The sequence below is a fragment of the Terriglobales bacterium genome (assembly GCA_035487355.1).
GTDB lineage: Bacteria > Acidobacteriota > Terriglobia > Terriglobales > Acidobacteriaceae > QIAW01.
This window is the reverse complement of the sequence record DATHMF010000041.1, coordinates 13544-24954: the sequence shown is the minus strand read 5'-3', so window position 1 is coordinate 24954 and position 11411 is coordinate 13544. Positions and strand designations below refer to the sequence as shown.

Annotated in this window: 9 protein-coding genes; 1 reads left to right on the top strand and 8 read right to left on the bottom strand. The window is 54.1% G+C overall.

Annotation, left to right across the window (positions count from 1 at the left end; all coding sequences use genetic code 11):
- Positions 1 to 182 precede the first annotated feature (182 nt).
- From VK738_09325 to VK738_09300, 6 genes are all read right to left on the bottom strand, one after another.
- On the bottom strand, positions 183 to 815 hold the full coding sequence (locus tag VK738_09325) for a class I SAM-dependent methyltransferase (GenBank protein HTD22841.1): 633 nt from the start codon (positions 813 to 815) through the stop codon (positions 183 to 185).
- A 388-nt stretch (positions 816 to 1203) separates the two neighbouring features.
- Positions 1204 to 1794, bottom strand: coding sequence for a potassium-transporting ATPase subunit KdpC (gene kdpC, locus VK738_09320; protein ID HTD22840.1), 591 nt, complete (start codon positions 1792 to 1794; stop codon positions 1204 to 1206).
- A gap of 11 nt (positions 1795 to 1805) precedes the next feature.
- Positions 1806 to 3851 carry a potassium-transporting ATPase subunit KdpB gene (gene kdpB / locus VK738_09315; GenBank protein HTD22839.1) on the bottom strand — a complete coding sequence of 682 codons (2046 nt, stop codon included), beginning with the start codon at positions 3849 to 3851 and terminating at the stop codon, positions 1806 to 1808.
- A 9-nt stretch (positions 3852 to 3860) separates the two neighbouring features.
- A complete protein-coding gene (gene kdpA / locus VK738_09310; GenBank protein HTD22838.1) occupies positions 3861 to 5660 on the bottom strand; it encodes a potassium-transporting ATPase subunit KdpA in 1800 nt (599 codons plus the stop codon).
- Positions 5660 to 5749 carry a K(+)-transporting ATPase subunit F gene (gene kdpF, locus VK738_09305; GenBank protein ID HTD22837.1) on the bottom strand — a complete coding sequence of 30 codons (90 nt, stop codon included), beginning with the start codon at positions 5747 to 5749 and terminating at the stop codon, positions 5660 to 5662. Before kdpF ends, kdpA begins: the two co-directional genes overlap by 1 nt.
- A 250-nt stretch (positions 5750 to 5999) precedes the next feature.
- The gene (locus VK738_09300; GenBank protein ID HTD22836.1) at positions 6000 to 6695 is read right to left on the bottom strand and encodes a response regulator transcription factor; all 696 of its coding nucleotides are present in this window, start codon (positions 6693 to 6695) and stop codon (positions 6000 to 6002) included.
- Between the two features lie 415 nt (positions 6696 to 7110).
- Here VK738_09300 and VK738_09295 point away from each other — a divergent pair, with 415 nt between their 5' ends.
- Positions 7111 to 7533, top strand: coding sequence for a hypothetical protein (locus VK738_09295; GenBank protein ID HTD22835.1), 423 nt, complete (start codon positions 7111 to 7113; stop codon positions 7531 to 7533).
- Positions 7534 to 8015: 482 nt separating this feature from the next.
- Here the strand turns inward: VK738_09295 and VK738_09290 are convergent, their stop codons facing one another.
- Together VK738_09290 and VK738_09285 are read right to left on the bottom strand one after the other, a co-directional pair.
- Positions 8016 to 10805, bottom strand: coding sequence for a tetratricopeptide repeat protein (locus VK738_09290; protein HTD22834.1), 2790 nt, complete (start codon positions 10803 to 10805; stop codon positions 8016 to 8018).
- Between the two features lie 99 nt (positions 10806 to 10904).
- The gene (locus VK738_09285; protein ID HTD22833.1) at positions 10905 to 11210 is read right to left on the bottom strand and encodes an NHLP leader peptide family RiPP precursor; all 306 of its coding nucleotides are present in this window, start codon (positions 11208 to 11210) and stop codon (positions 10905 to 10907) included.
- Between the last annotated feature and the right edge of the window lie 201 nt (positions 11211 to 11411).

Sequence of the window (11411 nt, the reverse complement as noted above, 5' to 3'; positions counted from 1 at the left end):
GATTGTAGAAACCAGTCATCGAAGTTAGTCGCATCGAAGCTAAGATCGTCGAAGTTTAACGGCCCGCCAGTTTGCAGGTGATCATAGCGATGCTCGTAAATCACGTACGGTCCGTTCCATTTGCGGAAGGTGCGCCAGTTCAGAGTACAGGTCCTACCGGATGCAGCGGCCAATGCATTTGGTCACGGTTTGCGGGCAACAATGAGCCACCACAATTGGCTGTCACCGGGCCGGTCTATGAAATGATCTTCTCGTTTGACGATCTGGAATCCACTGCCGCGAATCTCAGCCTCAACCAAAGCTGGGGAAATATGGTGATGCTCGGCTTCATCACTACGGGATTCTCCGTTCTCCGAGCGTGGCCCGCGGTCCAGGATGACCAACCGCCCGCCCGGCTTGAGTGCTTGGAAGACGTGTCCCAGAATCGTTTTTGAATCGGTCAGTTCATGGTAGGTATTCGCAATCAGCATTGCATCCACAGTTCCCGCGGATAGATGCGGATCGTTTGGTTCCCCAAGAATTACATCAATATTGTGCTTCCCGTCTATAAAAGCCCTGGTTCGCAACACGAACAACGGAAATTTCAGGATATCTACTGGCAAAACTTTTCCTGTTTTGCCAACCGTATCGGAAAGCTTCAATGAAAAGTACCCAACTCCAGAGCCGAGGTCTACTACGACATTTCCTTCCTTGAGATTCAGTTCCTGAATTACCTCGGCAGGACGCTGCCATTGGTCGCGTTCGCGCTCCACCGCGTCTAAGCGGCTTAAGGTTTGAATCGCGTCGTAAACAATGCCGAGAACAACGAGCGTCAAAACGGCACAAAGGGCAAAGATTGTGACTCGTATGCGATATTGCCGCTGAAGTTTGCGTTTGTCAGGCTCCGGCTTGGCGGTGATCTTCAGATGACAACCTCTCGCCCTAGAGCGTCTTCAGGGTTAATGTAGATTTTTCTAGGGCCCGACTAAAGTCGGGCCCTGATACGATCGTTCAAACATCATCGTGGCACTGATAAAGCCTGTGCCTCTGGAAGCGCGGGAAACAAAGAGTTTCGGCACAAAAGGGATTCTTCCGCTACGCGTCGGAATGACAAGGAGATTGTTTTTCCGCAGGCTCCGCCCTGACACGTGTCCCGACCTAAAAGTCTACAGCACCCATGAAAACGCTCTAGCAACAGACACTGGCCAGCGAAACAACGCGAACTCATTTGGACGGCGCAGAATTCTTTAGAGGATGTTTGTCATCCAGTGCTAGATTCAGTTCGAGCACGTTGATACACGGCTCGCCGAGGAAACCGAACTGGCGTGCCTCGGTATGCTGCCGGACCAGTGTCCGAAGGTCATCTTCAGCGATACCCCGAGCCTTAGCTACACGAGGAACCTGGAACTCGGCCCCGGCTGGCGTGATGTGCGGATCAAGGCCCGATCCAGAGGTTGTGACCAAATCAATGGGAATAGGTTTGCCTGGGTTCTCCGCCTGCAGGGTCGCGACGTCACCTTTTACACGGTCAACCAGCTTCTGGTTTGTAGGCCCGTAGTTGGTGCCACCGGAATTGGTGGCATCGTATCCGTTGCCGGCTGCCGATGGGCGAGTGTGGAAGTAACCTGCACCCGTAAAGGTCTGGCCGATAATACGCGAACCCACCGTCACGCCATTCTTTGGAATCAACTGGCCGTTGGCCTGGTCCTTGAAGGCGACTTGAGCCAACAATGTAACAGCCAGGGGATAACCAATTCCCAAAACGACAGTTGTGACTACGGTATAGAGAATAGATATAACAAGGTTTTTTTTCATGATTCCTCCGCTCAGGCCAACCCAACCGCACGAATAATTATGTCAATGATCTTGATTCCAACAAAGGGCACAATGATCCCGCCCACACCGTAGAACCACAGGTTGCGCTGCAGCAATGATTCCGCACTCATCGGTCTGTATTTGACTCCGCGCAGCGCCAGCGGAATGAGCGCGATGATAATGAGAGCATTGAAGATAACGGCTGACAGAATCGCAGACTCGGGGGTTGCCAGATGCATGATGTTCAGCGCATTCAGTACCGGAAACGTCCCCGCAAACATGGCTGGGATGATGGCAAAGTACTTGGCCACGTCATTGGCAATAGAGAATGTGGTGAGCGAGCCTCGAGTCATCAGCAACTGCTTGCCGATTTCAACGATCTCCAGCAGCTTGGTTGGGTTGGAATCAAGGTCAACCATGTTGCCGGCCTCTTTGGCCGCTTGGGTGCCGGTGTTCATAGCGACACCCACATCAGACTGCGCGAGAGCGGGCGCGTCATTGGTGCCGTCACCGGTCATGGCAACCAGCTTCCCCTGTGCCTGTTCCTGTTTGATCAGGTCCATCTTGTCTTTGGGCGTGGCCTGCGCTAGAAAGTCATCAACTCCTGCTTCCTGGGCGATAGCGGCGGCGGTGAGTGGATTGTCGCCGGTAATCATCACGGTGCGGATGCCCATGGCGCGAAGTTGGGCGAAGCGTTCGCGTATGCCACCTTTGACAATATCTTTCAGGTGGATCACGCCCAGCGCACGAGCGTTTTCGGCAACCACCAGCGGTGTACCTCCAGAACGAGCAATGGTCTCCACCGTCGTCCGAACCTCCGGGGGAAGATAGCCTTCATTCCCTTTGAGAAAAGCCTCAATCGCGTCAGCGGCCCCCTTGCGAATCACCCGTCCATCAAAGTTCACGCCCGACATGCGAGTGGTCGCACTGAAGGGAACAAATTCAACCTGGCCATCGGCAAGTTCACGGCCCCTCAGCCCATATTTCTCCTTGGCCAGGACTACGATCGAGCGGCCCTCGGGGGTCTCATCGGGCAATGAGGAAAACTGCGCGGCATCAGCAAGTTGATCGTTGGTCACTCCCGGGGCAGCGATAAACTCCGCTGCCTGGCGATTGCCAAGCGTAATGGTTCCGGTCTTGTCGAGCAGAAGGGTATCAACGTCCCCTGCTGCTTCAACCGCTCTCCCGGACATGGCCAGCACATTGTGCTGGACCAAGCGGTCCATGCCGGCGATGCCAATAGCGGAGAGGAGACCGCCAATCGTCGTAGGAATAAGACAAACCAGAAGTGAGACCAGAACAAAAACGGTCTGGGGAGAACCGGAATAAATCGCAAATGGTTGAAGTGTCACGACAGCGAGCAGGAAGACCACTGTGAGTCCTGCCAGCAAGATGTTCAAAGCGATCTCATTTGGGGTCTTCTGCCGCTCGGCGCCTTCGACCAGGGCGATCATGCGGTCGAGAAAGGTTTCGCCTGGATTGGCGGTGATCTTTATCTTGATCTGATCGGAAAGAACACGAGTCCCACCGGTCACGGCACAGCGATCGCCGCCAGCTTCACGGATCACGGGAGCGGATTCGCCGGTAATGGCGGATTCATCCACCGAAGCCACGCCTTCTATCGCATCGCCATCGCCCGGAATCATCTCTCCGGCCGAGACCAAAACCAGATCTCCGACGTGAAGCTTGGAGCCGGAAACCTGCTCGATCTGCCCGTTGGGCAGAAGCCTGTTCGCAATCGTCTCCGATTTGGCTTTACGCAAGGTCTCGGCCTGGGCTTTGCCTCGACCCTCGGCCATGGCCTCGGCGAAGTTGGCGAACAAAACCGTAAACCAGAGCCACAAGGTGATTTGCAGATCGAAACCAAATGCGTGACTGTGCTTGGTGATATCTCGAATCAAAAGGATGGAGGTAATCACACTGCCAACCTCGACCACGAACATCACCGGATTGCGCATCATGACTCGCGGATTCAGTTTGACAAACGAATCAATCAGCGCCTGGCGGATGATCTTCGCATCCCACAATGATCTGGATTTGCTTTGTTTCGTTGACATAGAGTCCTCTTAGAAAGTCTTTCCTGCATGCATCAGCAGATGTTCGAGAATCGGTCCCAAACTCAGCGCCGGGAAGAACGTCAAAGCGCCCACGATCAGGATCACGCTCACCAGGAGCACGGTAAACAACGGCGTTGTCACCGGGAATGTGCCTGCCGATGGCGGTACCGCCTTTTTGCCTGCGAGACTGCCGGCTACAGCCAACATGGGCACATGCATGAGGAACCTTCCCATGAGCATGGTGAAAGCCATGGAGAGGTTGTACCAGCGGTTAGGGCCGAGGCCGGCAAAAGCAGAGCCGTTGTTCCCGGCAGCCGAAGTAAAGGCGTACAGGATTTCCGATAAGCCATGCGGTCCGGCATTGCCGAGCGTCGCAAGTCCGGAAGGGGTCACCGCTGAAATCCCGGCAAACACAAGAATCACGAGCGGGAAGACAAGCACGTACAGCATGGCCATCTTTACGTCGTAGCTTTCGATTTTCTTGCCCAGGTATTCCGGGGTGCGGCCGACCATAAGGCCGGCGATGAAGACAGAAAGAATGACAAAGAGCAGAATTCCGTACATACCTGCGCCCACGCCCCCAAAAACAACCTCGCCGAGCATGATATTCACCAGCGGCACCATGCCTCCGATGGGCGTGTAAGAATCGTGCATGGCGTTGACGGCGCCACAACTGGCGTCTGTGGTTACGGTTGTAAACAGAGCCGAGTTCGCTATGCCGAAGCGGACTTCCTTGCCCTCCATGTTACCGCCTGATTGCATCATCGAGACGTGCTGGTCTGTGCCTTGCAGCAAAGGATTGCCTTGTGATTCGGCCCAATATGCGGTGACCACGCCAGCGGCAAAAAGAATTGCCATGGCCGCAAATACGGCCCAACCATGTTTCTGCGAGCCGGTCATGCGCCCAAGCGTGTAGGTGAGGCCTGCGGGGATGATAAAGATGGAAAACATCTCCAGAAAATTCGTGAACGGAGTCGGGTTCTCGAAGGGATGAGCGCTGTTGGCGTTGAGGAAGCCTCCGCCATTCGTGCCCAGCATCTTGACGGCTTCCTGCGATGCGATGGGCCCCTGCGCAATGACTTGGTCGGTTACGGTGTCCATAACCGGCTTCCCGTCAGGACCGACGACGGGTTTTCCATCCTGTCCAACTCTTTGCACCTGCTGCGGCTCTACGACCTTCACCGTGTCATAGGGCTTGAAATTCTGGATGACGCCTTGCTGCACCAAAAGCAGAGCGTAAATGATGCACGCCGGCAACATGATCCACAGGGCAGCGCGGGTCGTATCTACCCAGAAATTGCCAATGGTTTCTTTTTCCCGGCGGGCAATGCCACGGATAAGCGCAATGCCGAGGGCAATTCCAACCGCTGCCGACTTGAAGTTATGAAAGGCAAGGCCCACCATCTGCGTGAGATAGCTCATGACCTGCTCGCCGGTATAAAACTGCCAGTTGGTATTGGTGGCAAACGAGGCAGCCGTATTGAAGGCAAGGTCCTGTGGAACGGCGGCAAACTTTTGCGGGTTCAACCAAAGTGGCTGCCACTGCTGGGTGCGCTCAAATACGTAGAGCAACAGCATGGAGACCGCGCTGAAGAGCAGCATGGAGATGCAATACTCGGTCCAGCGCATCTCGTGGTTTTCATCCACCAGCGTGAGCTTGTAGATCAGCTTTTCCACCGGACGCAGGACCGGGTCGAGCCATGTCCGCTCACGGTTAAAGACTTTGGTCATGAAAATTCCCACTGGCTTAGTGACCAGCAGCACGACGACAAAATAAAACAGGATTTGCAACCAGCCGTTGAGTGTCATTAGAACTTCTCCGGACGCAGTAGCGCATAAACCAGGTAGACCATCATCAGGACGGTCACCAGCAACATGATCATCGTTTCAAGACTCATAAGAAGCCCTCACTTGAGCTTGTCGCAAGCCACGGTATAGGCGATTGCGACCGTAAAAAACAGTATGGTAAAAACAACCATCAACAAATCAAGCATGTCTGCACCTCACCAAGCATTGGTCAAAAGAGCGGCAGCGTACTTCACTCCCGGGACCAGTTCTCCTATTCGGACCGTCCACGGTGTTCTAAAGATAGAACCCCGGGCATAAAAGAAGCATAAACAATTCGTGAACACTCCATAAAACCAGGAATCACTCAGGAACACGCAAACGATATCCGACCCAAGGTTCTGTCAGCAAGTACTTGGGGTTCGCCGGGTTCCGTTCAATCTTTTTTCGCAACCGATTCACAAAAACCCGCAGATACTCTTGCTCTCCGCCATAGTCCGAACCCCAGACCGCTTGTAACAATTCCCTGTGTCTCATGGTTTTATTCGGATGAGCCGCGAGATAGGAAAGCAAGTCGAACTCTTTGCCAGTGAGCCGTATTTGTTCACCACCCGAGATGACCCGTCGGGCTTGAAAGTCAATCTCAATGTGTCCCAGACTCAACTGTGTGGCCTCGAACTCCGTAGAGACCGCAGCCCTCCTGAGCCCTGACCGTATTCGGGCCAACAGCTCAGGCATGCTGAACGGCTTCGTAACATAATCGTCGGCTCCCGCGTCGAGCGCATCTACTTTGTCCTTTTGAGTATTGCGGACCGTAAGCATGATGATCGTGACATCGGAGTTGATACGAATCGCACTGCAAGTTTCTATGCCGTTCATGCCAGGCATGTTCATATCCAAAAGCACCAGATCAAATTTGGCTGAGTGGACCAATTCCAACGCTTCTTCACCACTTCGAGCTTCCGTAACCTCATATCCCTTGTTGACAAGCGTTGTTTGCATGACCCGCCGAATCTGGGGCTCGTCGTCAACGATCAGTATTCGTCCGCCTCCACTCATGCCGATACCTCTTGTGCGGTGATGAATGCCTGAGTTCAGCCAAAATAGGAATCATTGTTTCCATCGCCCTTCATTCCTATCGGGCACAGGAGTCATCAACCACAAGGTAGAGGGAAAGACATAAGAGTGAAGTAAGGAATTCGTAAAAATTTCATAAATAAAATCGGGGTGATTGGAATGGTGGACGAGAAACATGTTCTGCCTGCTGTGGTTTGCTCTGAACGGCCTAGTTCGAGTGGGTCTTCGCGTTAATAAGTTGTTAATGAATTGTTTATGACTTGTTTACGACCTGAAGACTAGGTTAGTACACGCTGTGACCGTGGTACAGAATAGGCGATTCCAGACAGTTGAACTTGAGAATTCCCGCAGCGAATATCTCAAGCCTTCTCCGTCAGACCTAGGCGCCTGCCTGAGAGTGACCGTCATTTTTACCACTCAGGAAGGAACCGTTGCCGCCCTGAGAGCTGCCCAGGATTTGGCCCGAGACCTGCAACTCCAAATTGTACTCGTGATCCCTGAAGTGGTTTCTTTCCATTTCCCACTTGATCGTCCTTCCGTATCAGTTGATGTCCTTGAGCAGCGTTCCCTTGCTTTTATTTCTGACTCGGGTGTAGATGCAGAAGAGGTCAGCATAGAGCTCTATTTCTGCCGTGACCGGAAGCAATGCCTGCAACGGATACTGGTTCCGAATAGTGTGGTCGTCATCGGAGGAAGAAAGCGCTGGAGGCTAAGGCAGGAGCGAAAGCTGGAGGAGTTCGTGCGCTCACTTGGGCACCGCGTCATCTCCATTGACGTAAGTCCTAAGTCGGAGCATAGTGCTCGATTTTTTCTACATTAAGATTGACGCTTCCGTTTCTGGGAGTGCCAAACCATTCAAATAAGGGCATAACTAGACAGTAGTTTTACCCTAGTCCGGGGATTATGAAACGCGATTTTGCTTATATCCATCCTTATGATGATCATTTCTGAATGTTGGTTCTTTATGAATTCTTATTGCTTTCCTAATTCACTCCTTATGCAATCTGGGGTCAAATTGTCTGAATGATCCATCTGTCGCTCAAGATATTGATTATGAAGCTTGGTTTCTTTCTTCCTCTTTTCCTTTTGGCGGCCCTTTTGGTGTTTCTTGTGATGGGACGTTCTGCTGCGCTGGGCTTTAAGGTTTATACCATCAGCATGCGCGCATCTTGGCGCGTATCGCTGCCGCTTTCAAGCTGTTTGATCTTGCGCTCGAAATTAAAACAACGTTGTTCATTTAGAACAACGCGAATGTTACCGATCTCGGGCCGCGCTAATATGCGGTTTTGTTTTCCCTATACGTCAAGATTTTTTGGAGCGAGCGAGTGCATTGGCCTTGCTGGCGATCAACCCAAAGCCGGCCTGGGCAGCCTCATGAGCTATCGCCGCTGCTTCGGAGCGGTTGCCGGATCGGGCGGCGATCTCAGCCATTGCCAGCCTGGCTTCCAGTACCAGAGGCAGCAGATCGAATCTTTGTGCTTCGGCCTTTGCTTGTTCCAGGTGTTTCGTCGCCGTTGCAGTGTGACCCTGTGCTGCATCCAAGCGAGCAACCGCTATTGCAACGGGAACAGCCTCCTCTGCAATATACGAGCGGCCACTGAGCACACGCTGCGTCTCGACCAAAGTTGCAGCAGCCTTTTCCGGCTCGCCGGCTGCCAGTTGGAGACTGGCTATGCTCGTCAGATCACCTGGAGTGAGCGTCTCCAGCTTGAGGTCACCAGTGACTTTATCAATTGCGGCGCGAGCATTGGAGTTGCGTCCCTGAGCCATCCACAGCACGGCCAGTCGAATGCGGCATCCCGCCAAAGCCGGCTTTGCGTTCAATGCTTCTTGTATCTGGCACTCTTCGGTATTCAGCTTCTCGGCTCCGGCAAGGTCGCCTTGCATTCGAAGCACCCGGGAGAGATTATTGAGTCGAAGTGCGATGGAGGTTTTGTCGCCGATTTTCCGGTCAATGGGAAGGATCTCTTCGAGCTCGCTGCGCGCCTGCTGCAGTTTTCCCTGAGAAAGGTCAATGACGGCGACGCTGTTTAAGGCATTGGTGCGGTCGCTTTTTTCTCCCAGTTCGCCGGTCATCTCCGCAGATTCCCACATCTTGGCGCGAGCGGCCGTATAGTCGCCTTGTAATTTCAGAATGACTCCCAGGCTCAAGAGAGCATGGGCTATGAGGGATTTGTTCTCGGCTTGCTGGGCCGAGGCCAGGGCTTGTTCGCACTTTGTTCTGGCGGTCGAGAGCTGTCCCTGAACGCGGAAGGCATCGGCTTGCGCCAACAGAATCGCAGTCGTGAGCCGCACATAGTTGAGACTTTGGGAGAGAGCCAGCGCAGATTCCAGCTCTTTGTTGGCGTCAGCCGCCTGGCCGCGCCGGGTCAGCACAACAGCATTCCAGCGCATGGTATCGACCACGCCGCCAATTTCGCCCATAGACTGAAATATCTGTTTGGCCTCGGCCAGGTACTGCAAGGCTTCATCCGGTTTGCCCAGACGGCTGTCATAGATTGCCTGTTTGACGCGCGCTCGTGCCAACAGTAGCCGTGCATTCGAGGCCTTGGCTTTTTCCACGGCTTGCGAAACCACTTTCATCGCACCGGTGCGGTCGGCGAGAAGATCGTCAACGGTGGATTCCAGCAGGTCAATGCGCGGATCGGCGTTAAGCGGAGCAGGCAACGCCCGCATTTGCGCGATGACTGCTTGGGCATCCTTGTACCTGCCGCCGAGTTGCTGCACGTTTCCCAGCCTCAGCCCGTACTCGATGTTGTCGGGAAAGAAGTTCCACAGCGCCTGATACTTCTCAATCGCCTTGCTCCAGTTTGACGATGCCTCGTAGTACTGAGCTTCGATGGCAAGCCGGTCTTCACGCGAGAGCGGTTCAGAAAGATCAAGTGCACGTTTGGCTTCTTCGGAGCCACGCTGATCGTAGCCGAGCAGACGCCATGTCGTCGAGAGAGCCGAGTGCGCCAATGCGAAATTGGGGTCGGCGGAGGCCGCCTGGATGAACAGATCGCGTGCGCGTGGCCCATCGCGTAGACGGAGCGCATCAAGGCCCTGAAAGTAAAACTGGCGCGCTTCTGGGTTCGGCGAAAACGATGCGCGGAACGCCTCAGCCTGACCGGCGAGCGGAACAGCAACCCCGAGCTTGGAACGTAGCTCATCCCCGGCGCGCGAGACCATCTCCAGCAGGTCTTTTTCGTCCTGCGTCTCGCTGACAGAGGCCACGGGTTGCTGCGAGGCGAGGTCATCGAGCCGGATATCCACGCGAATCTTGTCGCCGACGACCAGATAGTCGCCGGTCAAAACCATGTCGCAGCCTAGGTTGCGGCCGATGCTGTCGAGCTGCTGCCGGTCCAACCCCACGCCCGGGGGCGGCGCCAACTCCTGCTGCATTTGCGTCACACTGTCGCCAGGAATCAGGCGCAACTGTCCGCCGGCCATCAGCTCGGCAGTGATGGTTTCTGTCAAAGCGGTGGAAAGCCACGCGTCTTGCGATCTTCCGGAAAGATTTTTCATCGCAAGCACCGCAACCGAGGGACGCGCGGCAACGGCAGGAGTCCGCGCAGGCTGCTTCCACGTGCGTACGAAGAAAACACCAGTGAGAGTAAGAAAGATCATTCCCACCGCCACGAAAGCGATCATGCGAGGCTTCGCCGTTTTCGCTGGCGGGGGCAAAAGCGTTGTCTCGGGTTGCTGTACCGGTTCGGCAGCAACAGCAGGAGCGGCGCTGTGCAGCACAATGTCGGCCGTTTCGTTTCGCAGATTCACGCTTGCCGTAAAGCGATAGCCGCGCCGGGCTACTGTGGCAATAGGGCCCTCTCCTTCGAAATAAGGATTCAGGATCTTACGCAGCGTAGAGATATTGTTGGTGATGCTGCCCTCTTCTACGAAGGCTTCAGGCCAGACCCGTTGCATCAGTTGTTCTTTGTCCACCACGCGACCGGCCTCTTCCACGAGCAGGAGCAAGGTTTCAAAAACTTTGGGCGTGAGAGGAACGTATTCGTCTGAGCGATACAGCGAACGATTGGCAACGTCGAGCCGGAATGGGCCGAATTCAAAGAAATCGGCGGTGGCACGCGCGGGCTTGGGCTGGTGTGCCATTTTCCAAGAAACCAAAAATCTGGAAGCTCACCCCAGAGGGAGGTTGGCTGCAACCCTGCAGTCACTGGCTATTAACAAGAAGCAGGAAAAAGAATTGTATCACATGGTTTTGCGGCGTTTGAGCCTCTTCCAAAACGGCGTTTCATCGGCTGCACTCTGGTCTGAACCGATGTCATGGGGCAGCAGGTCCTCTGAGGTCAGCAGATCCACCGGAAGGATTACACACAATTGGTTCAGCTTTTCTTCGTGAACAGAAATATGTAAGCCGTCAGGAAACTTTAAGCCAATTTCCTGTTCAATCGCCTGCTTCGGATCCCGCAGGAGCCGCTCCCGGAAATCGGGGTCCTGCGTGGCGCGCGCCGCCAGGTGCGTTTCTAGTTGCTGTCTTTTCGTCTGTTCCGGCATGTTCTGACCTTATCTATATCTATGAATCTATAGATACATCTATGTTGGCAAGACTAGCTCTGGAGAGCAGGAAAGTCCTCACGAAGTTCTCACATTGGCCACATTCCTGACCCGACGCGTAAGGCCTTATCTCGCATAGTTTGTTGCGGTTGCAGCCACAATGGGGCCTTTTTCAGAAATTCATGAGAACTTCCAGAGGAC

Excerpts from the sequence above, each read along its gene's own strand:
- kdpC (HTD22840.1), bottom strand. The coding sequence starts at position 1,794 with ATGAAAAAAAACCTTGTTATATCTATTCTCTATACCGTAGTCACAACT.
- kdpB (HTD22839.1), bottom strand. The coding sequence starts at position 3,851 with ATGTCAACGAAACAAAGCAAATCCAGATCATTGTGGGATGCGAAGATC.
- kdpA (HTD22838.1), bottom strand. The coding sequence starts at position 5,660 with ATGACACTCAACGGCTGGTTGCAAATCCTGTTTTATTTTGTCGTCGTG.
- kdpF (HTD22837.1), bottom strand. The coding sequence starts at position 5,749 with ATGAGTCTTGAAACGATGATCATGTTGCTGGTGACCGTCCTGATGATG.
- VK738_09300 (HTD22836.1), bottom strand. The coding sequence starts at position 6,695 with ATGAGTGGAGGCGGACGAATACTGATCGTTGACGACGAGCCCCAGATT.
- VK738_09290 (HTD22834.1), bottom strand. The coding sequence starts at position 10,805 with ATGGCACACCAGCCCAAGCCCGCGCGTGCCACCGCCGATTTCTTTGAA.
- VK738_09285 (HTD22833.1), bottom strand. The coding sequence starts at position 11,210 with ATGCCGGAACAGACGAAAAGACAGCAACTAGAAACGCACCTGGCGGCG.